The sequence below is a fragment of the Micromonospora xinjiangensis genome (genome assembly GCF_056150165.1).
The window spans coordinates 694226-720112 of record NZ_JAXCFO010000002.1 but is presented as its reverse complement, the minus strand read 5'-3'; the positions used below and the strand labels follow the sequence as shown (position 1 = coordinate 720112).

The 25887-nt window shown below is 75.2% G+C and carries 19 protein-coding genes; 4 read left to right on the top strand and 15 right to left on the bottom strand.

Features of this window, described 5'->3' with window-relative positions; all coding sequences use genetic code 11:
• Positions 1 to 33 precede the first annotated feature (33 nt).
• From SM573_RS10200 to SM573_RS10155, 10 genes are all read right to left on the bottom strand, one after another.
• A complete protein-coding gene (locus tag SM573_RS10200; protein ID WP_474613822.1) occupies positions 34 to 1353 on the bottom strand; it encodes a M16 family metallopeptidase in 1320 nt (439 codons plus the stop codon).
• A gap of 17 nt (positions 1354 to 1370) precedes the next feature.
• On the bottom strand, positions 1371 to 2681 hold the full coding sequence (locus tag SM573_RS10195) for a M16 family metallopeptidase (RefSeq protein WP_474613666.1): 1311 nt from the start codon (positions 2679 to 2681) through the stop codon (positions 1371 to 1373).
• A gap of 10 nt (positions 2682 to 2691) precedes the next feature.
• The gene (locus SM573_RS10190; protein WP_474613665.1) at positions 2692 to 2883 is read right to left on the bottom strand and encodes a hypothetical protein; all 192 of its coding nucleotides are present in this window, start codon (positions 2881 to 2883) and stop codon (positions 2692 to 2694) included.
• Between the two features lie 141 nt (positions 2884 to 3024).
• Positions 3025 to 3222 (bottom strand): hypothetical protein, encoded by a 198-nt coding sequence (locus tag SM573_RS10185; RefSeq protein WP_474613664.1) that lies wholly within the window; start codon positions 3220 to 3222, stop codon positions 3025 to 3027.
• Between the two features lie 242 nt (positions 3223 to 3464).
• Positions 3465 to 4787 carry a DEAD/DEAH box helicase gene (locus SM573_RS10180; RefSeq protein ID WP_474613663.1) on the bottom strand — a complete coding sequence of 441 codons (1323 nt, stop codon included), beginning with the start codon at positions 4785 to 4787 and terminating at the stop codon, positions 3465 to 3467.
• A 193-nt stretch (positions 4788 to 4980) separates the two neighbouring features.
• On the bottom strand, positions 4981 to 5184 hold the full coding sequence (gene cspE, locus SM573_RS10175) for a transcription antiterminator/RNA stability regulator CspE (protein WP_076466503.1): 204 nt from the start codon (positions 5182 to 5184) through the stop codon (positions 4981 to 4983).
• 226 nt (positions 5185 to 5410) lie between these two features.
• Positions 5411 to 8812 carry an ATP-dependent helicase gene (locus SM573_RS10170; protein WP_474615953.1) on the bottom strand — a complete coding sequence of 1134 codons (3402 nt, stop codon included), beginning with the start codon at positions 8810 to 8812 and terminating at the stop codon, positions 5411 to 5413.
• A gap of 23 nt (positions 8813 to 8835) precedes the next feature.
• Positions 8836 to 12246: an ATP-dependent helicase gene (locus tag SM573_RS10165; RefSeq protein ID WP_474616059.1), complete on the bottom strand. Its 3411-nt coding sequence runs from the start codon at positions 12244 to 12246 to the stop codon at positions 8836 to 8838.
• Between the two features lie 494 nt (positions 12247 to 12740).
• Positions 12741 to 13286 (bottom strand): LOG family protein, encoded by a 546-nt coding sequence (locus tag SM573_RS10160; RefSeq protein ID WP_474613660.1) that lies wholly within the window; start codon positions 13284 to 13286, stop codon positions 12741 to 12743.
• A gap of 3 nt (positions 13287 to 13289) precedes the next feature.
• The gene (locus tag SM573_RS10155) at positions 13290 to 14165 is read right to left on the bottom strand and encodes an LOG family protein (RefSeq protein WP_474615952.1); all 876 of its coding nucleotides are present in this window, start codon (positions 14163 to 14165) and stop codon (positions 13290 to 13292) included.
• Positions 14166 to 14320: 155 nt separating this feature from the next.
• Here SM573_RS10155 and SM573_RS10150 point away from each other — a divergent pair, with 155 nt between their 5' ends.
• Complete coding sequence (locus tag SM573_RS10150) at positions 14321 to 14494, top strand: hypothetical protein (RefSeq protein ID WP_474613658.1); 174 nt, start codon at positions 14321 to 14323, stop codon at positions 14492 to 14494.
• A 68-nt stretch (positions 14495 to 14562) separates the two neighbouring features.
• Here the strand turns inward: SM573_RS10150 and dapE are convergent, their stop codons facing one another.
• On the bottom strand, positions 14563 to 15636 hold the full coding sequence (gene dapE, locus SM573_RS10145; protein WP_474615951.1) for a succinyl-diaminopimelate desuccinylase: 1074 nt from the start codon (positions 15634 to 15636) through the stop codon (positions 14563 to 14565).
• Between the two features lie 81 nt (positions 15637 to 15717).
• Between dapE and dapD the strand changes: the two genes are divergently transcribed.
• Positions 15718 to 16677 (top strand): 2,3,4,5-tetrahydropyridine-2,6-dicarboxylate N-succinyltransferase, encoded by a 960-nt coding sequence (gene dapD / locus SM573_RS10140; RefSeq protein ID WP_474613656.1) that lies wholly within the window; start codon positions 15718 to 15720, stop codon positions 16675 to 16677.
• A gap of 50 nt (positions 16678 to 16727) precedes the next feature.
• Here the strand turns inward: dapD and SM573_RS10135 are convergent, their stop codons facing one another.
• Positions 16728 to 20042, bottom strand: a complete 3315-nt coding sequence (locus tag SM573_RS10135; protein ID WP_474615950.1) for a S8 family serine peptidase — start codon at positions 20040 to 20042, stop codon at positions 16728 to 16730.
• A 165-nt stretch (positions 20043 to 20207) separates the two neighbouring features.
• On the opposite strand from SM573_RS10135, the gene SM573_RS10130 reads away from it, so the two are divergent.
• Complete coding sequence (locus SM573_RS10130) at positions 20208 to 20756, top strand: sugar O-acetyltransferase (RefSeq protein ID WP_474615949.1); 549 nt, start codon at positions 20208 to 20210, stop codon at positions 20754 to 20756.
• A gap of 101 nt (positions 20757 to 20857) precedes the next feature.
• Complete coding sequence (locus tag SM573_RS10125) at positions 20858 to 23515, top strand: hypothetical protein (protein WP_474615948.1); 2658 nt, start codon at positions 20858 to 20860, stop codon at positions 23513 to 23515.
• On the opposite strand, the gene SM573_RS10120 is transcribed toward SM573_RS10125, so the two are convergent.
• Genes SM573_RS10120 through SM573_RS10110 form a run of 3 tightly spaced genes read right to left on the bottom strand, consistent with a single transcriptional unit; the run spans position 23492 to position 25850 of the window.
• The gene (locus tag SM573_RS10120) at positions 23492 to 24139 is read right to left on the bottom strand and encodes a nucleoside/nucleotide kinase family protein (protein WP_474615947.1); all 648 of its coding nucleotides are present in this window, start codon (positions 24137 to 24139) and stop codon (positions 23492 to 23494) included. The genes SM573_RS10125 and SM573_RS10120 overlap by 24 nt on opposite strands.
• Complete coding sequence (locus tag SM573_RS10115; protein WP_474613651.1) at positions 24139 to 24780, bottom strand: SIMPL domain-containing protein; 642 nt, start codon at positions 24778 to 24780, stop codon at positions 24139 to 24141. The genes SM573_RS10120 and SM573_RS10115 overlap by 1 nt, the downstream gene beginning before the upstream one ends.
• A 44-nt stretch (positions 24781 to 24824) precedes the next feature.
• Complete coding sequence (locus SM573_RS10110; RefSeq protein WP_474615946.1) at positions 24825 to 25850, bottom strand: prephenate dehydrogenase; 1026 nt, start codon at positions 25848 to 25850, stop codon at positions 24825 to 24827.
• Positions 25851 to 25887 lie beyond the last annotated feature (37 nt).

Below are 25887 nucleotides of genomic sequence, written 5' to 3'. Positions count from 1 at the left end.
ACCGGTCGGCGCCGGCTCGCCCGTCGCGCTCGCTCATGCCGTCTCGACGGAGGTGAGGGCGGCCAGCGACGGGGCGATCCGCTCGGCGTCGCCGAGCACCACGGTGACCGCCTTCGCCGGGGCGAGGTAGCGGGCGGCCGCCTCGGCGACGTCCGCAACGGTGGCCTTCGCGAGCCGGGCCGCGTGCTCGGCCAGGAAGTCCAGCCGCAGGCCGTTGCCGGCGTACGCGCTCACCAGCGCGGCCAGGCCGGCCTGGGTGGACATGCCGAGCTGGAGCGTGCCGAGCGCGTACTGGCGGGCCTGTTCCAGCTCCTCCTCCTTCGGCGGGAGCGACGCCAGCCGGCCCAGCTCGTACGTCGTCTCCAGCAGCGCCGGCCCGGTCACCTCGGTCGCCACCTCGGCGGCGGCGACCAGCACCGACCCGGCCACCGAGTGCTCGATCAAGGAGTGCGGGCCGTAGGTGTAGCCCTTGTCCTCGCGGATGTTCTCCACCCACCGGGAGGAGAAGTAGCCGCCGAAGACCAGGTTGGCCAGTTGCAGCGCCGCGTGGTCGGGGTGGGTGCGCGGCACCGCCGGCAGGGCGACGCGCAGCGACGACTGCACCGACCCCGGCCGGTCGACCAGCAGCAGCGGGCCCGGCTCCAGCGGTGGCGCCGGCGGCAGCTCCGCCACGTGCCCGTCGCCCTTCCAGCCGCTCAGCGCCTCCTCGGCGGCGTCCAGCGCGCGGTCGGGGTGGACGTCGCCCACCAGGACCAGGACCGCGCCGGCCGGATGCACCCGCTCGGCGTGCAGGCGGCGCAGCACCGGCGGCCGGACCGCCCGGACCTGGTCGGGTTCCGGTGTCTGCACCGCGTACGGGTGCTTGCCGTAGATCCGCTTGAGCAGCGCCGTACGGGCCAGGTGGGCGGGCTGGCTCTGGGCGACCTGGATCCGGTCGACGAGGCGGTCCCGCTCGGTCTCCACCCAGTCACCCGGGTAGGTGGCTCCGGTGAGCACGTCGGCGAGCAGCTCCAGCATCCGGCCCAGACCGGTGACGAGGCTCGCGCCGGACACCATGAGCCGGTCCGGGTCGACTCCGGCGGAGAGCCCGCCACCCACCTTCTGCAGCTCGGCCGCGATCTGGGTGGCGGTGTGGGTCTCCGTGCCGGAGAGGATGGTCTGCGACAGCAGCGCCCCGCGGGCCAGGTGCGTACGCCCGAACGGCACCCACAGCCGCAGCTCGACCAGGGGCACGGCGGGCCGGCGTACGGCGATCACGGTGAGGCCGTTGCCCAGCGTGCGCTCGGCCTGCTTCGGCAGCTTGAGCTTGCGGGTCGGGCCGAGCGGCGGCAGGGTGCGCGCCTGCGGGGCCAGCGGTTCACTGCTCGTGCTCACCGGGCACCTCCCGCGATGACCTCGATGGTGGCGCGGCGCTCGGGCCGCAGGGTGGCGGCGGCGGCCCGCACCTGCTCGTCGGTGACCTCGCCCACCAACCGGGGCAGGTCGTTGAGCAGGCCCGGCTCGCCGCGTTGCTGTTCCAGCACCGCCATCCGCAGCGCGCGACCGAGGACCGCGTCGGTGTCGCGCAGCAGGTGGGTGGCCATGCGGGCCTGGGTGCGGGCCAGTTCGCCCTCGCCCAACCCGTCGGTGGCCAGCCGGTCGAGCTCCTCGTCCACGGTGCGCAGCACCTTGTCCACGTCGCCTCCGGGCGGCAGGTGGGCCTGGAGCAGCAGCGCCGTGGGGTCGCGGACGTCGAACGGGTCGCCCATGAAGCCCAGGTAGCCGCCCACGCTGGTGACCGACCGGTCGCGCTGCACCAGCCGCTCCACCAGGCGCGAGGCGTCCCCGTCGGTGAGCACCTCGGCCAGCACGACGTACGGCAGGTAGCCGGTGAAGTCGGTGATCGGGTCGGGCACCCGCCAGGCGCTGGCGACGGCCGGCAGCGGGGCCAGCTTGTCGGTGTACGAGGTGCGCCGCTCGGCGGCCAGGTCGGGCTCGGTGAAGTCGGGGCGCTCGGGCGCGGGCCGGGCCGGCACGTCGCCGAAGTGCCGCTCGATCAGAGCCGTCGCCTCGGCCACGTCGATGTCGCCACTCACCGCCAGCACCGCGTTGCCGCTCGCGTAGTAGCGCCGGAAGAAGTCGGCCGCGTCGGCGACGGTGGCCGACTCCAGGTCGTCGAAGGAGCCGTAGCCGTCGTGCGCGTTGGGGAACGTGTCGAACATGACCGGCGGCAGGGTCAGCCAGGGGAAGCCGCCGTACGGCCGGTTGAGCACGTTGACCCGGATCTCCTCCTTGACCACGTCCACCTGGTTACGCAGGTTCTCCTCGGTCAGCCGAGGGCCGCGCATCCGGTCGGCCTCCAGGAAGAGCGCGCGCTCCAGCGCGTTGGCCGGCAACGTCTCGAAGTAGTCGGTGTAGTCGAGGTGGGTCGAGCCGTTGAAGGTGCCACCCGCGCCCTGCACGTGCCGGAAGTGGGCCAGCTTCTCCAGGTTCTCCGAGCCCTGGAACATGAGGTGCTCGAAGAGGTGGGCGAAGCCCGTGCGCCCCTCCGGTTCGGAGCGGATGCCGACGTCGTAGACCACCGCCACCCCGATGACCGGGGCGCTGCGGTCGGGCGTGAGGACCACCCGCAGGCCGTTGTCGAGGGTGAACCGCTCGACCGGATATCTCGTCGCTGGAATTCTCGATCTCCGCGCCGCCACGGGATCGACCCTAGCGCGTCGGCACCTCCGCCACCGCCGACCCGGGCGCAGCCACCGCGACGGTGGGGTCCACCAGGGGCAGCACCGCGGCGCCGACCCGCTCGGCCTCCTCCCGGTGCGGCCACCCGGTGAGCACGAACTCGTCGACGCCGAGCGCGGCGTACTCGTCGATGCGGGCCGCGACCTCCGCGTACTTGCCCACCAGCGCGGTGCCCCCGGCGGCGCTCGACGCGGGCCACCGCGAGCGTGGTCGGGCCGGTGCCCCGCCGGCCCGACCACGCCGCGCGCCGCCCCCCGTGCGGGCCCACCCCTCATGGGATCCCGTACGGCGGCCCGTGACCGGTCAGCCGGCCGGCGAGCCGTCCTGGGCGGAACCCGGATCGTCCGGGACGCGCAGCTCCACCAGGCCGGCGGGAGCGGATCCGGCGGTGGCGTGCCAGGGCGTGAAGGCCGCGATCGTGGCGAGCAGGAGCCCGACGCCCGCGACCGCGAGCACCAGGAGCAGCTCGCGGCGCGCGCTCGCGCCCGCACCGCCCACCATGGTCACTCCTCCCGCGCCGGGCCCCCCGCCCGGCGCCGTCCCCCTGAGGAGGAGCTTCGTCACGCCGGCAGCGCGGCGCAGTCGGCCACCCGACGCATCGGCTGCTGATTGCCGACTCAGCCCGGTCCGCGCCGCCGGTCGACCGCGGCACGGTGCCGAGCGCGCGCCCCTCGCGCGGGGCCCGCCGCGGCATCGGCCCCCGGACGGGGGCGGCTACCGGCCCGCCGCGAGGGAGGGACGGGTCAGGCCTGCCGCGGACGGCGCGGGCGGCGGGGCCGGCCGGAGGTCGGATGCGACGGGCCGCCCCCCTGCCTCCGGCCGGTCGCCGCGACGCCGTTACGGCCGGAGCCTGGTCGGCCCGTCGCCGCCGCCGGCGCGAGCGTCACCGGCACGCCGGACGGCTCCCGTGCACCGGTCAGCCGGACCAGTGCCGCGTCGTCGGTGCGTACCTCGACGGCCTGGGGACGGATGCCGGCCGCGGCCATCAGGCGGGAGACGTCCCGGCGCTGCTCGGGCAGGACCAGGGTGACCACCCGGCCGGGCTGACCGGCGCGGGCGGTACGGCCGCCGCGGTGCAGGTAGTCCTTCGCCTCGGCGGGTGGGTCGACGTTCACCACCAGGTCGAGCCCGTCGACGTGGATGCCGCGGGCAGCGACGTCGGTGGCGACCAGCGCCGTCACCTGCCCGGTGCGGAACTGCTCCAGGATCCGGGTGCGCTGGGGCTGCGACTTGCCGCCGTGCAGAGCGGCGGCACGGATGCCCCGGGCCAGCAGCTGGCGGGCGATCCGGTCGGCCCGGTGCTTGGTGCCGAGGAACAGGATGGTGCGCCCCTCGCGGGCGGCGATCCGGACGAGTGCGGCCGGCTTGTCGGCCGGGTCGACGTGCAGCACGTGATGGGTCATCGCGGTGACGGTGGCGGTGCCCGGGTCGACCGAGTGCGACACCGGGTCGCTCAGGAACCGACGGACCAGCCGATCCACGCCGCCATCCAGCGTGGCGGAGAAGAGCATCCGCTGCCCGCCCGGGGCGACCTGCTCCAACAGCTTCGTGACCTGCGGCAGGAAACCCATGTCTGCCATCTGGTCGGCCTCGTCGAGTACGGTCGTCCGCACCTGGTCGAGCCGGACGTCACCGCGGTTGATCAGGTCGTGCAGGCGGCCGGGCGTCGCCACGAGCACCTCGACCCCGGAGCGCAGCGCGTCGGCCTGCCGCTGCAACGACAGGCCCCCCACCACGGCGGCGGCCCGCAGCCCCACCGCCCGGGCGTACGGCGCGAGTGCGGTGGTGATCTGCTGAGCCAGCTCACGGGTGGGCGCCAGCACCAGCGCCAGCGGGCGGCCCGGGCGGGCCCGCTGACCGGCGGTGCGGTGCAGCAACGGAAGCGCGAACGCGAGGGTCTTGCCGGAACCGGTGCGACCCCGACCGAGCACGTCGCGCCCGGCGAGCGAGTCGGCGAGCGTGGCGGACTGGATGGGGAACGGCTCGGTGATGCCCTGTGCCGACAGGGCCGCGACCAGAGCGGAAGCGAGGCCGGTGGCGGCGAACGACGGAACGACGGTGGTCAAAGGAAGCCCTCCACGAGGCGGAACGTGTCGAGGAGGGCGCCGGGTGGCGCTGTCACCGGCGCGGCGGAGCCGCCCGTGATCGCAAGCACGAACCGAATGGGGTACGGGGGCCGGCCCGCCGCGTGACGCGACGAGCCGGCCACCGTCACAGCAGCCCGGCGGGCGCCGTGGATGGTGCGGTGTTACCGATTGCTCAGAGCGGGCGGATGTTGGCCGCCTGCGGGCCCTTCTGGCCCTGGGTCACCTCGAACTCGACCCGCTGGTTCTCGTCCAGGGACCGGTAGCCGGAGCTCTGGATCGCCGAGAAGTGGGCGAAGACGTCAGCGCCGCCGTCGTCCGGGGTGATGAAGCCGAAGCCCTTGTCAGCGTTGAACCACTTGACCGTGCCAATTGCCATTGTTCGTCTCCTTGACGGAACGTCGGACCGCACCTGCTGCGGGCCGAAAGGAGTGCTCCACGCCGGAACGCGTCGAGCACCTGTCGCTGCTGGTCGCCCCGCCCGGAGAACTCCGGACACAACAAAGTGCGCCTGGGGCAACGATCCACCAGGCGCACACAGAGTCTCTGGTAACCAAAACTGCAACGAAACGAAGGTATCACGGATCGCCGTACGGCGCGCGTCGTCACGCGCCGACCGGCACGGCGGTTATCAGCGCGGTCAGGCCGGCCACATCGAGCAGGTCCGCCGGCCGCACCGTCGCGCCGTCGCGCACGTAGTGGAACGCCGCGCCCACCCGCTCGACCGGCACCCCGGCCAGCTCCGCCCAGGCCAGCCGGTAGACGGCGAGCTGCACCGCGGCCGCCTCCGCCGCCGCGCCCGTCGGCTGCGCCCCGGTCTTCCAGTCCACCACGTCGAACCGCCCGCCCGGGCGGCTGAAGACGGCGTCCATCCGGCCCCGCACCACCACGCCGGCGATGACCGTGGCGAACGGCACCTCCACCTCGATCGGCACCCGGTCGGCCCACTCGCTGGCGAGGAAGCGCTCCTGCAACTCGGCGAGGGCCTCGTCCGGTGCGGCGTCCGCGTCGGCCGCGCCGGGCAGCTCGTCGAGGTCGAGCAGCCGGTCGGCGCCGAACCGCTGCTCCAGCCAGGTGTGGAACGCGGTGCCCCGGCGGGCGTACGGGTTGGGCTCGCTGGGCATCGGCCGGCGCAGCGTACGGGCCAACGCGGCCGGGTCGCGCCGCAACGCCACCAACTGGGTGACCGTCAGCTGGCCGGGCAGCGGCACCTCGACCAGCCCGGACGCACGGGTCAGCTCGGCCCGCTCGGCCAGCAGCAGGTCGGCCTCCCGCCGCCACCGCGCCACCTCCGGATCGTCCGCCAGCGGATCCGGCCCGTCCCGCCCCTCGCGCGGCTCGTCCCCCGCGCCCTCCGGCACCTCCGAGGAGGCGGCCGGTCCCTCGGTGAGGAACCGGCGGACCAGCGCGGCGGCCTCGGCCAGCGCCGGCCGGCGCGGGCCGAGCGGGTCCGCCGGCCACTCGGCCCGGAGCACGACCTCCGTGGTCGGGTTGACCGCGTCGGGCGCCGGTTCGGGAGTCCAGGCGTCGACCAGGTGCCCCGGCCCGCCGTCCAGGCAGGCGTCCTGCACCTCCTGAAGGAACACCGACGGCCCGCGTGGCCGCTTCGTCCCCTCGCCCCACCAGTAACCGGAGCAGAGCAGCAGCCGGCGCGGGCGGGTGACGGCGACGTACGCCAACCGCCGCTCCTCCCGCTCGTCGTGCGCCCGCCACTCGTCGGTGAAGTCGGTCAAGGCCCGGGCCACCCCCCGCTGGTCGGTCACCTCCGTGAGGTCCAGCCGAGGAAGACCGTCGGCGTCACCGCGCAGCGGGAACGGCAGCACACCCAACCCGCCGAGCCAGTGGTCGGAGTTGCGGACCGGGCCCGGCCAGACACCCCGGCTGAGGCCGGCGACCGCCACCACGTCCCACTCCAGGCCCTTCGCGGCGTGCGCGGTGAGCACCTGCACCGCGCCCTCCACCACCTCGACCTCGCCGGGGGTGAGCCCGCGCTCCTCGTCCTCCGCGGCCGCGAGGTAGGCCAGGAACGCCGAGAGCGTGGCCCCCGGCGTCTCCCCGCTGAACCGGGCCGCGACATCACCGAGCGCGTCCAGGTGACCGCGGGCCAGCCCCGCGTCGCCCGCGCCGTCCCGGCCGGCGCGCACCGCCACCTCCACGTCCAGGCCGATGGTCCGCTCGACGTCCGCGATCAGGTCGGGGAGCGACTGGTCCAGGCGGTAGCGGAGCAGGGCCAGCTCGCGGCCGTACGCGCGCAGCCGGGCGTACCCCTCGGCCGAGTACGCCTGCGCCGGCCCCAGGTCGGCCAGCGCCTCGACGAGCGTCGCCTCGTCCAACTGGTCCGGAACGATCTCCGGCCCGCCATCCCCCGCGAGTTGGCGGCGACCCGCCGCGATGGCCCTCGCGCGGCGGTGCAGCGCCACCAGGTCGCGGGGCCCGATCCGCCAGCGCGCGCCGGTGAGCAGCCGCAGCAGCGCCGCGCCGTCGGTCGGGTCGGCCAGCACGCGAAGGGTGCAGACCACGTCCCGCACCTCCGGCGTGTCCAGCAGGCCGCCCAGGCCCACCACCTCGACCGGCAGGCCCCGCTCGCGCAACGCCGACTCGATGGCCGGGATCTGACTGCGGACGCGGACCAGCACCGCCGTCGTCGGTCGCTGCGCCACCGGGATGTGCTCGGGCAGCGCGTCGGGCATCCGCGCCACGCCACGCCACGCCGACAGCACGCTCTCCGCGATCCACGCCGCCTCGTCGGCGTACGTCTCCAGCAGCGCACAGTGCACGGTGCCGCCCGCGGCACCGCTCGGGCTCCGGTGCGGGATCGGATCGCGCACGCTGAGCGCGGCGTGCAGCTCCGGCACCCGGGCGCCCGCCGCCCGCAACGGGGTGGCCAGCGCGTTCGCCACCCCCAGGATCTCCGGGCGGTTGCGCCAGCTGGTGGTGAGGCTGAGCGCGGGGGCCGGCGTCCCGTCGCGGCGGGCGAACTCCCCGGGGAAACGGTCCAGCGTGCCCGCCGACGCGCCCCGCCAGCCGTAGATCGACTGGCAGGGGTCACCGACCGCCGTCACCGGGTGCCCGCCGCCGAAGAGCGCGGTGAGCAGCACCACCTGGGCGTGGCTCGTGTCCTGGTACTCGTCGAGCAGCACCACCCGGTAGCGGTCCCGCTCGATCTCGCCGACCCCTGGGTGGTCCCGGGCGACGCGGGCGGCCCGGGCCAGCTGGTCGGCGAAGTCCATCGCCTCGAAGTCCTCCTTGCGCCGGGCGTACGCGCGGACCAGCGGCAGCAGCTTCAGTCGGATCTGCTGGAGCTGGAGGGCCTTGCGCACGTCGGCGTAGACCCGGCCGGGGTGCGTCTGCACCTCCGCGAAGAACCGGCCCGTCCAGGCGGCCAGCTCGTCGGGGTCGACGAGGTGCTCGTCCAGCTCGCCGGCGAGCGCCAGCACCGCGTCGGTGACCGTGCTCGGCATCCGGTCCACCGCGGACATGTCGCCGTCGTAGTTGCGGACCAGCAGGTCGACCAGCTGCCAACGGGACGCCTCGGTGAGCAGCCGGGTGGACGGCTCGTAGCCGGCCCGCAGGCCGTGCTCGGTGACGATCCGCCCCGCGTACGAGTGGTAGGTGGCGATCGTCGGCTCACCGGCGAGGGGGTCGTCGAGCGGGTCCCGCTCCCGCCGGCCCAGCCGGCGGATGAGCTGGTCGAGCCGGGTGCGTACGCGGTGCGCCAGCTCACCGGCGGCCTTGCGGGTGAAGGTGAGCCCGAGCACCTGCTCGGGGCGCACGTACGAGTTGGCCACCAGCCAGACCACCCGGGCGGCCATCGTCTCGGTCTTGCCGGAGCCGGCGCCCGCGACGACCAGCAGCGGCTCCACCGGCGCGGCGATGATCTCGGCCTGCTCCCGGGTGGGCGCCGGGAGCCGGAGCAGCCGGGCCAGCTCGAACGGGGTGTACCGCGGCCCGGCGTCGGCCACCCGGGGCGCCGGCGCCGCGGCGCCGAACAGGGCGGGTTGGGTCACGCTGTCACCTCAGTTCGCCGCGCTCACTTCTCGCCTCCCGGTCGGCCCTCGCGGCGGACGGCCGGCGGCTCGACGACCTGGCGGCCCTGCCCGGAGACCGGGCAGCTGGTCCGCACCGGACAGACCCGGCACTTCGAGTTGGCGACCGCGGCGAAGGTGGCGGCGGCCATCGTATCGGCGGTGCGTCGCACCAGGGCGGTCGCCCAACCGGCCTCCGGCCCCTCCCCGGGCGGCGCCTGGCCCTGCTCCTTCGCGTCCTTGGCGCTGGTGCCGAGCTGCACCAGGGCGGCGCCGCCGGACTCCTCGCCGAACTCGGCGAACGCTCCCGCCTCGACGGCCGCCTGGTAGGCGCCGAGCTGCGGATGCTCGGCCAGGTCGCTGCCGGTCACCGCCGTGGACTTGCCGGTCTTCAGGTCGACCACCACGAGCCGCCCCTCGGCGTCGACCTCCAACCGGTCCACCCGACCGACCAGCTCCACCGGGCGGTGCGGGTCGTCCAGGCGTACGGCGAACTCGTGCTCGATGGCGAGCAGTCGGCGCGGGTTGCTCGCCAGCCAGCGCAGCAGCTTGTCCACCATCGCCTCGGCGCGCGTCCGTTCCGGGCCGGCCATCCAGCGGGCCGCCAGCTCGATCGCGTCGAACCGGGCGGCCACGTAGTCGAGCAGCGCTCCCCGGTCGGCGCTGGCGTCCTCGGCGAGCATCGCGGCGGCGTGCACCAGGTTGCCCACCCCCTGGGCGGTGCTGGCCGGCGCGCTTCCGCCGTGCCGCTCCAGCAGCCAGCGCAGGCTGCACCGCAGCGCGCTCTCCATGGCCGAGGGAGTCACCCGGACGGGCTCCCCCTCGTCGACCAGCGGTCGGTCGTCGGAGAGCCCGCGCAGGCCCCACCACTCGTCCGGGTGCGCGCCGGAGACGCCCGCCGCGGCCAGCCGGGCCAGCTCGGCCGCCGCGGCGCGCCGGCGGGCGTACGGGACGGCCGGGTCGACCACCGCGGTCCGCAGCTCCGCGACGAGCGCCGGGAGGGTGAGCGCCCGGGGCGGCCGGGTGAGCGGCAGCACGGTGGTACGCGCCGGCCCGGCCCCGGCGTGCCCGCCCGCACCACCGTCGGGCCGGCCGCCGTCGGGGCCACCATCGGGCCCGCCGTCACGGGCGCTGCCGTCGGCGGGACCGCCGTCGGTGAGTCCGCCGTCGGTGAGTCCGCCGTCGGCGGGACCGCCGTCGACCGGACCGCCGTCCGGGCCGTCGGGTGGGGCGGGACGCGGGCCGGGTGGGGCCGGGTCGTCGCCGACCGCGTCGGTGGGGCCGAGCTCGTGCAGGAACCGGCTCGGCTGCTCCTCGTGGTCGTCGCCGCCCACCGCCGACGAGGCGACGGCGCTGACGAGCAGCCGGTGCCGGGCCCGGGTCACGGCGACGTGGAACAGTCGGCGTTCCTCGTCGAGCAGGGCCGAGGTCTGCCCGACCACGGTGGCCACCGCGCTGCCGTCGACGGCCCGGCCGGCGAGCACGTCGACCAGCCGTTCGGAGCCGAGCAGGCTGCCGCGCAGCCGCAGGTCGGGCCAGACGCCCTCCTGCACCCCGGCCACCGCGACCAGGTCCCACTCCAGGCCCTTGGCGGCGTGCGCCGTCAACAGCCGGACGGCGTCGCCGCGGTCGGCGGTCGGCGCGAGGGTGTCGGCCGGCAGCTCCTGCCCGAGCACGTGGTCGAGGAAGACCTCGGTGCGGGCGCCGGGCAGCCGGTCGGTGAACCGGGCCGCCGCGTCGAACAGCACCATCACCGCGTCGAGGTCGCGGTCGGCGGCCCCGGCCCGGCGACGCCGCGCCACGTCGCCCTCGCCGGCCACCGCCCGGCCGCGGGTGGTCGCCCCGGCCCAGCGCTCGGCGAGGCCGCTGGCCTGCCAGACGGCCCACAGCACGGTTTCGGCCGTCGCTGCGGGCCGGGCCGCCGCCTCGCGGGCGGTGGCCAGCAACCGGGCCACCGTCTGGGCGGGCTCCGCCCAGCGCCGGTCGATGGCCGCCAGCTCGGCCGGGTCGCGCAGTGCCTCGACGAGCAGCTCACCGGAGGGACGACGGTCACCGGCCGCGAGGGCCAGTGCCCGCAGCCCCTGCCGCAGTCGCCGCTCGGCCAGCGGGTCGGCGCCGCCGAGCGGCGAGTGCAGCAGCGCCACGGCCGCCTCCTCGTCGAGCCGCTCCGGCTCCAGGGCGCAGCGCAGCAGCAGGAGCAGCGGCGCGACCGCCGGTTGCAGGTGCAGCGGCAGGTCCTCGCCGTGCACCACGGTCGGCACCCCGGCCGCGTGCAGCGCCCGTTGCAGGGTGGGCAGTTGGAGTGCGGTCGACCGGAGCAGCACCGCCATCCGCGACCAGGGCACCCCGTCGAGCAGGTGCGCCGCGCGCAGCGTGTGCGCGAGCCACGCCGCCTCGCTGGTCGCCGACCGGAAGGTGTGCACCTCCACGGCCCCGGGCGGCGCGTCGGGCAACGGCCGCAGCCGCCGATGCGCCGCGGGGCCGCGCAGCCGCCGGGCCACCCGTCCGGTCGCGGCGAGCAGGCGTGGACCGGCCCGGTAGGAGGTGGTGAGGAGGACCTGCGCGGCCGGAGCGCCGGAGGCCGTGCGGAACCGGTGCGGGAAGGTGGTCACCCCGGCCGGGTCGGCGCCGCGGAAGGCGTACGTGGAGGAATCCGGGTCGGCGAAGGCGATCAGGGACTTGCCGCCACCGGCCACCACCGACAGCAGGTCGAGCTGCGCCGGGTCGGTGTCGGCCAGCTCGTCGACGTAGACGTAGGCCAGCCGGCGCCGCTCGGCGGCGAGCAGGTCCTCGTCGTCGCGCAGCAGCCCGGTGGCGGCCCGGACCAGCTCGGCCGGGTCGTACGCGATCGAGCCCCGGTTGCTCACGTCGCGCAGCGCCAGGACCGCCACGTACTCCCAGAGGAAGCGCGCGGCGGCCGGCCAGTCGGCCCGGCCCAGCTTCTCGCCGAGGCGGGCCAGCTCGACCGGGCCCACCCCGCGCTCGGCGGCACGCATCAACAGGTCTCGCAGCTGGGCGGCGAAGGCCCGGGTGCGCAGCGCGGGCCGCAGGTCCTCCGGCCAGCCGACCGGGTCGTCCTCCGGCTCCTCGCCGACCACGTCCAGCAGCTCACGGATGATCAGATCCTGCTCCGGACCGGTGAGCAGCCGGGGCGACGGCTCACCCCGCTCGGCGGCGGCCCGGCGGAGCAGCCCGAAGGCGTACGCCGGGAAGGTGCGGACCAGCGGCTCACGGAGCACCCGGTGCCCGTCGCGGGCCACCCGGGCCTCGATCCGGTGGCGCAGTGCGGTGGCGCCCCGGCGGCTGAAGGTGAGCACCAGCACCCGCTCCGGGTCGACCCCCTCGGCCACCCGCGCGGCGACCGCCTCGACGAGGGTGCTGGTCTTGCCGGTGCCCGGGCCGCCCAGGACCAGCATCGGCCCGTCGGTGTGCCCGATCACCTCGGCCTGCACGGGGTCGACCCGCCAGTGGTCGGTGCCGCTCCCGCCGGCCGCCGCCGCGGGCAAATCCGCCTCGCGGGCGGGCTCCGTGCCGCGCCCGGGCGCGTCGGACGACTCCTCGGGCCGCGCAGAACCGTCGGCCACCGGACGGCCGCGCCCGCCGGTCGGCCCCACGGGCCACCCGGGCCCCTGGGTCGGCCCCACGGGCCGCCCGGACCCCTGGGTCGGCCCCACGGGCCGCCCGGACCCCTGGGTCGGCCCCACGGGCCGCCCGGACCCCTGGGTCGGCCCTGCGGGCCGACGCACCAACCGGTACGCGTGCATCAGCTCATCCCACCACGCCCGTACGACACCAGCCCCGGCCCACCCCACCTGCCTCTACTCCGTCGGTCATCGGCTTGTCAGCGCGACACGCCGGCGTCGACGGCGACCCCCTTCGTGAGCCAAGACGGGGTGGCAGGGGCGGGTGGTCAGGTCAGGTGGGACTCCAGGGCGTCCAGGGCGGCCGGTACGGAGTCGACCACGGTGAGCAGGCCGAGGCCGGCCGGCTTGAGGAAGTGCTGGTCGGTGAGCGCGGTCAGCCAGTCCAGCAGCGGCCGGTAGAAGCCGTCGGAGTCCACGAGCACCATCGGCTTGGCGTGCAGGGCGAGGGTCGCGGTCGTCCAGACCTCGAAGAGCTCGTCCAACGTGCCGAGCCCGCCGGGCAGGGTGAGGAACGCGTCCGACTTGTCGATCATCAGCGTCTTTCGGCTGGCCATCGAGTCGGTGATCAGCAACTCGTCCGAGCTGAGGTCGGCGACCTCCAGGTCGACCAGCGCCTGGGGGATCACCCCCACCGTCGGGCCGCCGGCCGCCCGGGCGCCGTCGGCGAGCGCGCCCATCATCCCGACGCAGCCGCCCCCGCTGACGAGCGTGTGACCGCGCCGGGCGATCTCCGCGCCGGTCTCGGCCGCCAGGTCGAGCCAGCGCTGATCGAGGGTGCGGGAGGAGGCGCAGAAGACGCAGATGGCCGCCACCGGTCAGTCCTCCTCGCCGGTGCCGGCGTCCCGCTGGTCGGCGGCCTCGGCGGCTTCCCGCTGGTCCGACGCCGTCCGGGCGAGCGCCTCCTCGCGGACCGCCTCCTGCTCGGCGGAGAGCGCCGCCTCGGCCTCGACGATGTGCCGGACGGCCGCCCCGACGTCGTCGGTGAGGCAGATCAGGTCCAGGTCGACCGGCCCGATCTTTCCGCCGGCGGCCATCGTGTCGCGCAGCCAGTCGATCAGCCCGCGCCAGTAGTCCGTGCCCATGAGCACCACCGGGAACCGGGTGACCTTGCCGGTCTGCACCAGCGTGAGCGCCTCGAACAACTCGTCCATGGTGCCGAAACCGCCGGGAAGCACCACGAACGCCTGCGCGTACTTGACGAACATGGTCTTGCGGGCGAAGAAGTAGCGGAAATCGATGGCGAGGTCGACCCAGTCGTTGATGCCCTGCTCGAACGGGAGCTCGATGCCGAGCCCCACGGACAGGCCACCGGCCTCGCTGGCGCCCCGGTTGGCGGCCTCCATCACGCCGGGACCGCCTCCGGTGATCACGGCGTAGCCGGCGCGGGCGAGGGCGCCGCCCAGCTCCTCGGCCATCCGGCACTCGACGCTGTCCGGCACGCTGCGGGCGGAGCCGAAGACGCTGACCGCCGGGGGCAGGTCGGCGAGCGTGTCGAACCCCTCGACGAACTCCGAGAGGATCCGCAGCGCCCGCCAGGCGTCCTTGGTCTTCCAGTCGTCACGCCCCCGGGAGTCGAGCAACCGCTGGTCGGCCGTGCTGCTCGGGATCGCCTGGCGACGCAGGGTCACCGCGCCCCGGTGCCGCTCCTGCCCGGACCGCCGGCCCGCCTCCCGCCCGTTGCTCTGACTCATGCAAGCAACCGTAGTGGAGCAGCACCGGCCCGGTGCGCGGGGCGAGAACGCGGCGAATTAGTTCGAGATCTTGGGCAACTAATTCTGTCGCCCGCGCGTCTTACTATTCACATACCGGGTATGCCCCGGCGCGCGCCTTCGGGGGAGGAGCCAGCGTGATCAGCAACAGCGAGATGATCCGGATCCGTCGTCAGATGCAGCGGCGGATCCGCGACGTGGTGGCCGAGCGCCGCCGCGCCCGCCAGATGGAGCCGGTCGGCGGCGAGTCGACCGTCGACGCCGCCGAGAGCCGGCAGAGCACGGACCCGTCCCTCACCGCCCCGCTCTGAGCCACCCGGCCGTGGCCGGGACCGATCAGGAGGCTCGCGCCGCGCGAGCCTCCTGATCGCGTACGGGCTCAGGCGGGGGCCAGCCAACGGTGCAGGGTGGCCGCCCCGTCGCGGATCTTGCTGATCTCGACGTGCTCGTCCTTGTGGTGGGCCAGGTTCGGGTCACCGGGGCCGAAGTTGAGCGCCGGGATGCCGAGCGCCGCGAACCGGGCCACGTCCGTCCAGCCCAGCTTGCCGATCGGCGCGGCGCCGACCGCCGCCACGAACTCCCTCGCCGCGGGCGCCTCCAGCCCGGGCAGGGCGCCGGCCGCCGCGTCGGTCACCACCAGGTCGAAGCCGGCGAAGACCTCCCGCAGGTGCGCCTCGGCCGCCGCCGGGTCACGGTCCGGGGCGTACCGGTAGTTGATTTCGATCTCGCAGCGGTCCGGGATCACGTTGCCGGCCACCCCGCCGACGATACGGACGGCGTTCAGCCCCTCCCGGAAGTCGCAGCCGTCGATCGTCACCCGGCGCGCCTCGTACGTGGTGAGGCGGCGCAGCACCTCGGCGGCCCCGTGGATGGCGTTCACCCCGTGCCAGGACCGGGCCGCGTGGGCGCGCTCGCCGTGGGTGGTGACGATCGCCCGCATCGTGCCCTGGCAGCCGGCCTCGACGATCCCGTACGTCGGCTCCAGCAGCACCGCGAAGTCCGCCTGGAGCCACTCCGGGTGCGCCTCGCCGATCAGGTGCAGCCCGTTGTACTTCGACTCGATCTCCTCCGCCTCGTAGAAGAAGTACGTGACGTCGTAGCGCGGGTCGGGCAGGGTCACCGCCAGGTGCAGTGCGAACGCGACACCGGACTTCATGTCCGAGGTGCCGCAGCCGTACATGAGGTCGCCGCGCATCGTCGACGGGAAGTTGTTGTTCAGCGGCACCGTGTCGAGGTGGCCGGCGAGCACCACCCGCTGTGCCCGCCCCAGGTCGGTACGCGCCATCACCGTGTTGCCGTACCGGTGGGTGGTCAGGTGCGGCACACCCCGCAGCACCTCCTCGACGCAGTCGGCGATCGCCTTCTCGTTGAGGGAGACGGACTCGATGTCGACGAGGGCGCGGGTCAACGCCACCGGATCGGCGAGGACCTCGGGGGTCAGCGGGTTCTCCATGAATCGCACGGTACCGTCAGAGCCGGTGCGGGCGTCCAGCGAGCTTGCACCCCCCGCGACCGGCGAACGAGAGGTGAATCAGTGACGTCCGCGCAATCCGCCTGGGGTATCGGCCTGGCCACGGTCACCGCCGACGACCAGGTGCTCGACACCTGGTACCCGACCGGGAAGCTGGGGCTCGGCGAGCTTCCGCTGGTGCCCGGCGAGGAGAAGGCGGACGTGCTCGACCTGCCGCCGTCGGCGGTCGGCGAGCGGGCGCTGCCCGGTCTGCGTACGGTCGAGGTGGTCACCGTGATCGGCTCGCTCGACGACCCGATCAAGGACGCTCCGGACGCGTACCTCCGGCTACACCTGCTCTCCCACCGCCTGGTGCGGCCCAACGAGGTCAACCTCGACGGCATCTTCGGCAAGCTGGCGAACGTGGCCTGGACCTCGGCCGGGCCGTGCCCGCCGGAGCGGGTGGACGAGCTGCGGGTCATCGAGCGGGCCGCGGGGCGGCACCTCTCGGTGTACGGGGTGGACAAGTTCCCCCGGATGACCGACTACGTGGTCCCCTCCGGCGTACGCCTCGCCGACGCCGACCGGGTCCGCCTCGGCGCGCACCTGGCCTCCGGGACGACGGTGATGCACGAGGGCTTCGTGAACTTCAACGCCGGCACGCTCGGCACCTCGATGGTCGAGGGGCGGATCGTGCAGGGCGTCGTGGTCGGTGACGGCTCCGACATCGGCGGCGGCGCCTCCATCATGGGCACCCTGTCGGGCGGCGGCACCGAGAAGGTCCGCATCGGTGAGCGGAGCCTCATCGGCGCGAACGCCGGTGTCGGCATCTCGCTCGGCGACGACTGCGTGGTCGAGGCCGGCTGCTACATCACGGCCGCGTCGAAGATCACGCTGCCGGACGGCCGGGTCGTCAAGGCCCGTGAGCTCTCCGGCGTGAACGGCCTGCTCTTCTGGCGCAACTCGGTCACCGGCGCGCTTGAGGCGAAGCAGCGCTCCGGCCGGGGCATCGAGCTGAACGCCGCGCTGCACGCGAACGACTGAGGCGGCCGCTCCTCCGGGTCCGCCGGCCGCGGACCCGGAGGAGCGTCACCTCAGCGCAGCCGGTACGCCTGGATGATGTGCTGGGTCACCGTGTTGCCGGCGGTGTCCCGCGCGGTCGCCCGCAGCGACGCGTGGCCGGAGCCGGCGGGGTGCCGGACGAGCGCCGTCCAGCCGTCGTGCGCCCTGGTGACCCGGGCCCGCTGCCAGGTCTTCCCGGCGTCGTAGGAGATCTCGACGGTGAGCGCCGCGACCCGGGCCGAGGGTGCCCCCGGCTGCCGCTCGACCATGACCGGGACGGCGAAGCTCCGCCCGGCCGGCGCGGTGTTGGTGGCGTCCAGCGGTGGCGCGAAGCGGACGGCCATGGCGGGCAGCGGGGCGAACCCGTCGCCGGGGACGTGCCGGGAGCGGAACGTCCAGGCCGCGCCGACCTCGGTGCTCAGGTCGGTGAAGCTCCGCCTCGTCACCGTCTCCAGCCGGTAGCCCGCGGCGCCCGCCGGCACCTCGAACTGGCCGAAGCCCGGGTCGGCGCTCTCCCCCACCAGCCTGCCGTCGCGGTAGAGGGCGGTCCGGGCGCTGTCCGGGAGCGACCCGCCGGCGTGAGCGTTGGCGTCGCTGTGCAGCGGCACGTCGACCTGGATCACGTCGCCCTGACGGGTGACGCCCTGGCCCGGCCAGCGCGGCGCCGGGAAGGACGGCCCGTACGGCGCCGTGTTCCAGTCCTCCCGCAGGTGCTGCCCGGCCCGGTAGGACCGGGGGTCGCTGGACAGCACGGCCCGCGGTTCGAGCCAGCCGTCCTCGCCGCGCACACCGAAGGTCAGCTCCGAGGTCCACCGCACGCCTCGGGTGTTGTAGTGCTCGACGCGCTGCCCCGGCACCGCCGTCGGCAGCACCACGGCCCAGCCGCCCACACCCGGCCCGACCTCCGAGAAGACCGCCCGCTCCGCGTCGAGCCCCGGGTAGCCGCCGCGGAACCGCTGGGTGACGGTGACCAGGTCGCGGGCGCGGTAGTGCCGGTCGAAGCCGGTCGGCATCCGGCCGGGGAACCCCTCGCTGAGCGCGTAGAGGTAGGGGCTGCTGGCCGCCTCGCCGTCCGCCCACTGGCTGCTCACCGTGCCGAAGAAGCGCTCCGCCGCCCCGTCCGGGCCGATCTGGCCGCTGGCGAGCCCGGTGAAGTCGAACCCGAGGAGGCCGAAGCCGTACGAACTGCCGTCGACGGCGAGGACGTTCGCCGCGATGTCGACCAACTGTGGGGTGGCCTTCCGGTCCGGCACCGTGGTGCTCACCGGCTTCCCCCGCCGGGCGTCGACGGTGAGCTCCGTGTCCCGGTCGAGCACCAGTTCGGGGCGGGCGAGCAGCGCGGCACGGGAATCCTGCTCGCCGCCGCTGAACAGGTAGCTGACCAGGGCGTAGCGCCCCTTCGGCACCCGGAGCTGGGCGGTGCCGTCCGGGTCGTACAGGCTGTGGCTGCTGGTGTCCGCCAGGCTGACGAGCGTGGTGCTGTGGCTGGCCGACGCCGCACCCGTGTCGTCCAGGTGCCGGACGGTCAGCGTGTAGCTCTCCACCTCCCGGTGCACGGCCACCGGGGTGACCGCGACCGTGTCGCCGGCGCGGGCGACGATCCGCCCGGTGTAGTGCCCGTCGGTGTCGCCGACCCGGGTGTCGACGGTGACCGTGACGGATGCCGTACCGCCGGCCGGCACGGTCGCCTGGCCGGCGCTCAGGGTGAACATCCCGCTCGGCGCGGGTGCGCCGTCCGGACCCGTGACGTCGAGCGTGAGGTCGAGGGTGAGCGGCGACTCGCCGTCGTTGCGCCAGGTCACCTGCCGGCTGATCGGGGTGTCGTCGTGGTGCGGCCAGAGCGCCCGTCCGAACGAGACGCTCGCCGGGTCGCTGGTGACCGTCTGCCCGATGGCCCGGGCCACGTCGACCCGCCCGGCACCCTGCTCGTACGCGGTCCGCTGCGGGTGTGGCTTCGCCGAGGCCATCAGCGTCGCCTTGAGCTGGCCGGCCGTCCAGCCGCTGTGCTGCTGGGCGAGGAGCGCCACCGCACCGGTGACGTGCGGCGCGGCCATCGAGGTGCCGGAGAGCGCGACGTAACCCTCGCCGACCGGGTCACCGATGGAGCCGTCCGCGGCGCGGGCGGCGACGATGTCCACGCCGGGCGCCGTGAGGTCCGGCTTGATGGCGTCGTCACCCACCCGGGGCCCCCGGCTGGAGAAGTCCGCGAGCTCGTCCTCACGGTCCACCGCGCCCACGGAGAGCGCGGCGTCGGCGGTGCCGGGCGAGCCGACCGGGGCGAAGCCGCCGTCGTTGCCGGCGGACACCACGAAGAGCGCCCCGGTCTCGGCGGTGAGCCGGGTGATGGCCTCCTCCAGCGGGTCGGTCTCCGGTGTGTCCCCGCCCGTGAGGCTCATGTTCACCACATCCGCGGACTGGTCGACGGCGGCCCACTGCATGCCGGCGAGGATCGCCGACTCGGTGCAGAAGCTGGTCTCGCAGACCTTGCCGGAGAGCAGGGTGGCGTCCGGCGCGACGCCACGGTAACGGCCTCCGGAGGCGGCGCCGCTGCCCGCGATGATCGAGGCGACGTGGGTGCCGTGCCCCACCGTGTCGCCCGGAGCGGGCTCCTCGGTGAAGTTCCGCGCCTCGGCCACCCGGCCGGCCAGATCCGGGTGGGCGGTGTCCACGCCGGTGTCGAGCACCGCGACGCGGACTCCCTGGCCGGTGTAGCCGGCCTGGTGGGCGGCGGGCGCACCGATCTGCGGCACGCTGTGGTCGAGGGTGATCCGCCGCCGGCCGTCGAGCCAGATCCGGTCGACGCCCCCCGCCGCGTCGATCCGGGCGCCGGGCCGGCCGGTGACCGCCGCCCAGATCTCGCCGGCGCGTTGCTTGGCCGCCGTGCCGGCCACTCCGCCGATCGCGGGCAGGTCGCGGGTGACCGTGACGCCCGGCGGCGCCGAGGCCCGCCGGTCGGCCCCCGCCGTCCGGCGCAGGAGCACCGGAAGGTCGGCCCGCCGTGCGTCGTCGTAGCCGGCCGCGACGAGGGCGGTGACGTCGAAGAGGCGCGGGTCGACGCGACCCGCGCGGATCAACGGCAGCGCGTCGTGCGGCACGACCGAGAGCTGGCCTCGATCCCGCCGAGTCAGGAAGCGTACGTGCTCGCGCCCGGGGCCGGGCCGCACGCTGGCGCCCCCGGTCGCGGTGACGGTGACCTCGTCCCCCGTGAGCAGGGTGACGGTGGTCGGGTGAGCGGTCGTGGCGGCACGGCCTGCGCCGGTCGCCGCGCCCGCAGCGGCCGGTGGCGCCGCCACGGCGATCCCCGGCGCCGCGAGCACGAGGGCGAGCCCGAGTACAGATGCGGTCAATTTCCTGGTTCGGTGCAACCGATCCTCCCTGGTGGAGCGTCGTAACCGAGGTAAGACATTGACGGGCGTCAGTATTACATACTCGGTATGCAATCGTGGGTCGGAAAGTTGACTGATCTGCCCGCGGGCCGTCCGTCCGGTCGGGATGATCGGGCGGTGACGTCGATGAGGGAGCGCATGCTCGCGGGCGAGCTCTACCAGGCCGACGATCCGGAGATCGTGGCCGAGCTGGCCCGGGCCGCCCGGCTGATGGAACGCTTCAACACCAGCCCCGCCGACGATCCGCAGGCCCGCCTCGCCGCCCTGCGCGACCTGCTCGGCGAGGTGGGCGAGGAGAGCTGGGTCCGCCCACCGTTCCACTGCGACTACGGCTCACGTATCCGGCTCGGCCCGCGCTGCTTCGTCAACTACAACGCGGTGTTCCTGGACGTCGCCCCGATCACCCTCGGCGCCGACGTCCAGGTCGGACCGAACGTGCAGGTGCTCACCCCGACCCATCCCGTCGAGCCCGAGCCCCGCCGGGCGAAGTGGGAGGCCGCCCGCCCGGTCACCATCGGCGACAACGTCTGGCTCGGCGGCGGCGCCATCGTGCTCGGCGGTGTCGACGTCGGCGCGAACACCGTCGTCGGCGCGGGCGCCGTGGTGACCCGGGATCTGCCACCGAACGTGGTCGCTCTCGGCAACCCGGCACGCCCCGTACGCGCGGTCGAATAGCACGATCAAGGCTGCCACCTGCAAGAACGGCTCCTTCGACCGATTGCGGTCGAGCCCGTCACCCGGCACTGTGGGTAGTGACGCCCTCACCGGGAGGCGGGATGAGCGATCGGATCCTCGAACTTCGCGTGCACGGTGTGTCCAACACGCCCCCGGCCCAGACCCTCGGCATGCGCCCCGGCCCGCAGGGTGAGTCGCCCCAGCCGGAGCGGGTCGCCGGTGGAGCCGTGACGGGCTTCTACCGCACCCCCGGCACCACGCCGGACGACCCGCTCGTCGTCGAGGCGTACAGCTGGGGGCAGTTGACCTCGGGCGGGCGGACCGCGCGGGACGTGGAGCGCGCGCTGTGGACGCTGCTGTTGCCGTTCACCCTCGCCAACGTCGCGCTGCACGCCCGGCCCGGGATACCCCCCGACCCCGACCAGGAGCGGTGGGCCAGCCGCTCCGGCCTGTCGGCCTGGCTGATCCGGCTCTTCTGCCTGAGCCTGACCTGCACGGTCGTCCTGACGGTGACCGGGATCGGCGTCGACCTCGTCGGATGGCAGTGCGTCGACGACGACTGCCTGGGCCGGATCCCCGGGCCCTGGGAGTTCCTCGGCGCCGGCTGGTGGAGCGAGGGCGCCCGCGCGCTCGCCGTCGGGCTGCTCGCCCCGATCGGGCTGCTCGCGCTCCTCGGCCTGCTCTCGTGGCGCACCTACCAGTACGAGGCCGAGATGCCCACCGGCCCCGGCACCACCCTCTTCCCCCGTCCTCGGCGCAGATCACGCGGGGTCAGCGCACCCGTCGAGGACACCCCGCCCGTGGTGGACCAGCCACCGCAGCAGCCGCCCCCGGACGCCGACCCCCCGCCGCCGGACCCGACCAGCCCCCTCCAGGACCGCACGTTCTGGTGCGGGGAGGGGCAGCTGCGCCGCGCGGCCGTGCTGCACCTGTGCACCGGCGCCGTCGTCGCCGCCGGGGTGCCGCTCGGCACCGTCCTGGCCATGGACCCACCCCACGGGACACGCGCGGCCGTCGCCTGGCCGACCATCGTGACCGGCGGCAGCGTACTGCTGATCGCGGTCGTGGCACTCGGCCGGCCGTACCTGACCCGGCGGGCCGGCGCCACCCCGCTCGGCCCGTGGAGTGCCACGGTCGCCGTCCTCACCGCCCTGACCGTGGCGGGCACCGTGACGCTCCTGCTGCTCCCCGAGGGACCGGGCGGCACGCCGCTGGCCGAGCTGCGGCCCCCGGACGGCTGCACCCGCGACCCCGGCACCCCGGGCTGTCTGACCGACCGGTCCCTGCCGGGGTACGACTGGATCGTCGCCTGGCTGGGCCTGGGCCAACTGCTGCTGCTGATCGCCATCGGGGCGGTGTCCCGCTCCGGCCGCCGGGCACTGGTGCCGCCCGCCGCCGCCGGGCTGCTGCTCGTAATCGGCGTGTCCTGGGTCGACGGCTGGCTACCGCTGGTGCCGGACGCGCCGGGGCGGCTGGAGGTGTGGATGCTCGCCGTACCGGCCGTCGGGCTCGCCGCGGTCGGGGTGGTGCTCCCCCGCACCCCCGCGGCCGTCGACGTCCAGCCGCTGCCGCCCCACAGCGACGTCGCCTGGGGTGGACGGGGGCCGGCCGTGATCGCGGGTTTCGGCTGGCTGCTCTGCATCGCCAACTGCGCCGGGCTGCTCTACTGGACGACCGACCGGCTCAACAACGGGGGGACCCCGAGCGGGCGGTCCACAGTCATCCCCCCGATACCCGTGATGTGGAGCGGGCTCGCCTTCGCCGTCGCGCTCCTCGCCCTCGCCGTCACCGTGGCGCGGGCCGGCCTGCTCTTCCAGCGGCTGCGCCGCCAGGCGTACGCCGAGCTGGTCTCGACCGGGGACCACCTCTCCCTGCACGACCTGCGGCGCTGCCGCGACGTCAGCGCCTTCCGTGCGCTGCACCGGTTGGTCGGCGAGCACGCCATCCGGCTGGTCGGTTGCTACGCGGTCGTCGCCACCGTGCTGACCACCGTGAGCTGCGCGGCCGCGCTCTCGCACGCGCGGCCCCACCCGGTGGAGGCCACCGATGCCGCGGCCGTCGTGAAGGTCGTCGCCGACGCCGGCGACTCAATGCTCGGATGGCTCCCGCTGCTGGTCGCCACGATCGGCGCCCTGGTCTACCGCAACGACACCGTGCGCCGCACGGTCGGTGTGATCTGGGACGTGGGCACCTTCTGGCCCCGGGCCGCCCACCCGCTCGCCCCACCGAGCTACGCCGAGCGCGCCGTGCCCGAGCTGCAGACCCGGATCGCCGGGCTGCTGGCCCTGCCCGAGCACGACCCGCGCCGGGTGGACGGCATCATCCTCTCCGGGCACAGCCAGGGCACGGTGATCTGCGCCGCCGTGATCCTCCAGCTGCCCGCCCGCTGGCGGTGGCGGATCTGGTTCTTCTCCTACGGCTGCCAGCTCACCCGCCTCTACGGGCGGGTCTTCCCGGCGTACTTCGGACCGGACCGGCTGCCCGCGCTGAGCGAGGCGCTGACCACCCCGCCCGGCTGGACCGGCTGGACCAACTTCTGGCGCGACACCGACCCGCTCGGCTGGCCGGTCAACGCCGGCGAACGGGACCTGGCCGTCCAGGACCCCGAGGGGCTGCACCCCACCGACGGCGAGGTGGCCGACCCGCCGATCCGCAACCACAGCGCCTACCCCGACTCGCCCGAGTTCCAGCAGGAGCGGGCCCACGTGGCCCGGCTGCTGCGACGTGGCGTGCCGTCACCCCGGCGGAGCCTCGGCTAGCCGCACCACCAGGTCCGCCCGGGCGGCGGTCCCGACCACCAGCGCGGCGTTGCGCTCGTCGCTGCCCATCGCCCACGCCCGCGCCTGCGCCGGCGACCGCCCGTACGACTCGTGCCGGGCGGTGAGCCGGCGCAACCGCAGCTCCGCGTCCAGGTCGAGGAACCACGCCTCGTGCAGCAGCGACCGCACCTCGTCCCACGGGGTCAGCGGCATCAGCAGGTAGTTGCCCTCGGTCACCACGAGACGCACCTCCGCCGGCACCTCGATGGCACCGGCGATCGGCTCCTCCAGGTCGCGCCGGAACGCGGGGGCGTAGACGGGGGTCGGCTCGAGCCGGTGCAGGCGGCGCAGCAGGGAGACGTAGCCGTTGGCGTCGAAGGTGTCGGCGGCACCCTTGCGGTCGGCGCGGCCGAGCCGCTCCAGTTCGGACTGGGCGAGGTGGAAACCGTCCATCGGCACCAGGCGGGCGGCCGGCCCGACCTCGGCGACTATCCGCTCGGCGAGGGTGGACTTGCCCGCTCCCGGCGCGCCGGCGATGCCGAGCAGCTGCCGTGGGCCCGCCTCGGCCAGCGACCGCGCCCGCTTCACCAGCTCCGCGACGGGGAGCACCCGCGCCTGCGCCATCAGCCGAGGACCGGCTCGCTCATGGCGAACCGCGCCTGCACGGCGGCCTGCACCGGCTGCGGCTGCGGATCGAGGTCCAGCTCCGGACGGCCGCCCGCCTCCGGCCCGGCGGCGTACGCCATCCGGGCCATCATCGGCCGCTCCACCCCGATGTCAGCGAGCTCGAGGAGCGCGGTGACGCGGGCGCCCAGCGCCTCGGCGTACTCCCGGCCGCGGGCCAGCGCGTCCGCGATCGCGGCGTGGCGCACCTCGCGGTGGGCGGGGCTGTCCGGGCGGAGCGACCACCAGGGCCCGGCCACCTCGACCTGGTCCTGGTCGGCGAGGCGGAGCATGAGCTCGCCGAGGGTCGTGAAGTCGGTGACGGTGACGGTGGTGGCGACGGTGCCGTGCCAGGCCACGACACGCTCGGTGGAACGCCTCGTCTCCGGCCAGACCCGCAGGTCACCGGTCTCCCGGCGGTCGATGGTCGGCTCCTCGCCGTCGAGCAGCACCCGCACCGCGGCGGCGCGCTCGGCCAGCCGGGTGAGGGTGGTCTCCCGGTCGCGGTCGCGAGCCGTCACGGTGACCACGAACCGGGCCAGCTCCGGAGCCACCTCCCGGTACGCCTCGCCGCGTACCGTCACCACGGGCCCGTCCACCATGCCCTCACCCTAGTCGCGCCGGGCCGACCCGGCGGGCCGAGCGCTCAGAGCGCGCCGGGGCCGGGCGGCCGCCGGCCGGCGTACGTCACCACGTCGGCCTCGACCCGGCACCCGGTCAGGTAGCCGCCGGCGGACCCCAGCTCCAGGAGGTACGCCAGCTCGGCGCCGTGGTCACCGCCGGTGGGGAACTCCCGCCGGCCCTCCGCCAGCGGGCGGTCGAGCAGCGCGTGACGCAGTTCCTGCGCGTACCGGTAGCGCGCGACGAGCGTCTCCAGGTCGTCCCGGCGCAGGGCGTCGGCCAGCTCGTCGAGGACGCCGCGGACCTGCTCCAGCTGACGCGCGACCTGCGCGCGGTTCTCGAAGAGCATGTCGGCGGTCCGCTGCGCGGGCGTGCCGGCGACCCGGGTGCCGTCGCGGAAGCTCCCGGCGGCCAGGCCGAGCACGGCGTCCCGGAGGTCGGAGCCGGCCACCGCGCCGGCGAGGCTGCCCGCCAGCAGGTGGGGGATGTGGGACGAGAGCGCGACCACCGAGTCGTGCACCGCCGGCGACATCGGCACCACGCGGGCCGAGAAGACCTCGGCGAGGAGGCCCACCAGCGTCCGGAACGGCCCGATGCCCGCGGGCGTGGGACAGAGGACCCAGGCCGCCCCCGCGAACAGCCCCGGCTCGGCGGCGGTCAGCCCGGACCGCTCGGCGCCCGCCATCGGGTGCCCGGGGACGAACCGGTCGGTCAGCCCGTGCGCGGCGGCGAAGTCGGCGACGGACCGCTTCGTGCTGCCCACGTCGGTGATCACGCAGTGCTCGCCGACGTGGGCGGCCACGCTCCGCAGGGTGTCCGGCAGGCTGCGCAGCGGCCCGGCGAGGAACACGACGTCCCGGTCCCCGACCGCCTCGGCCAGCTCGTCGGGGAAGCGCACCCCGCGCGCGCGGCCCTGCGCCCGGGTGGCCGGGTCCGGGTCCCACCCGGCGACGTCCCGGTACGCCTCGCGCAGGCGGAGCAGGATGGAGCCGCCCACGAGACCGGTGCCGACCACGGCGACCCGCGGCTGCCCAGCGAAGCTGTCCACCATCACACACCTCGGCGGCTCGGTCGGGTCATCGCCGGAC

Excerpts from the sequence above, each read along its gene's own strand:
- SM573_RS10125 (WP_474615948.1), top strand. The coding sequence starts at position 20,858 with ATGAGCGATCGGATCCTCGAACTTCGCGTGCACGGTGTGTCCAACACG.
- SM573_RS10155 (WP_474615952.1), bottom strand. The coding sequence starts at position 14,165 with ATGAGTCAGAGCAACGGGCGGGAGGCGGGCCGGCGGTCCGGGCAGGAG.
- SM573_RS10120 (WP_474615947.1), bottom strand. The coding sequence starts at position 24,139 with ATGGCGCAGGCGCGGGTGCTCCCCGTCGCGGAGCTGGTGAAGCGGGCG.
- SM573_RS10165 (WP_474616059.1), bottom strand. The coding sequence starts at position 12,246 with ATGCTGGTCCTGGGCGGCCCGGGCACCGGCAAGACCAGCACCCTCGTC.
- dapE (WP_474615951.1), bottom strand. The coding sequence starts at position 15,636 with ATGGAGAACCCGCTGACCCCCGAGGTCCTCGCCGATCCGGTGGCGTTG.
- SM573_RS10115 (WP_474613651.1), bottom strand. The coding sequence starts at position 24,780 with ATGGTGGACGGGCCCGTGGTGACGGTACGCGGCGAGGCGTACCGGGAG.
- SM573_RS10110 (WP_474615946.1), bottom strand. The coding sequence starts at position 25,850 with ATGGTGGACAGCTTCGCTGGGCAGCCGCGGGTCGCCGTGGTCGGCACC.
- cspE (WP_076466503.1), bottom strand. The coding sequence starts at position 5,184 with ATGGCAATTGGCACGGTCAAGTGGTTCAACGCTGACAAGGGCTTCGGC.
- SM573_RS10185 (WP_474613664.1), bottom strand. The coding sequence starts at position 3,222 with ATGGTGGGCGGTGCGGGCGCGAGCGCGCGCCGCGAGCTGCTCCTGGTG.
- SM573_RS10130 (WP_474615949.1), top strand. The coding sequence starts at position 20,208 with ATGAGGGAGCGCATGCTCGCGGGCGAGCTCTACCAGGCCGACGATCCG.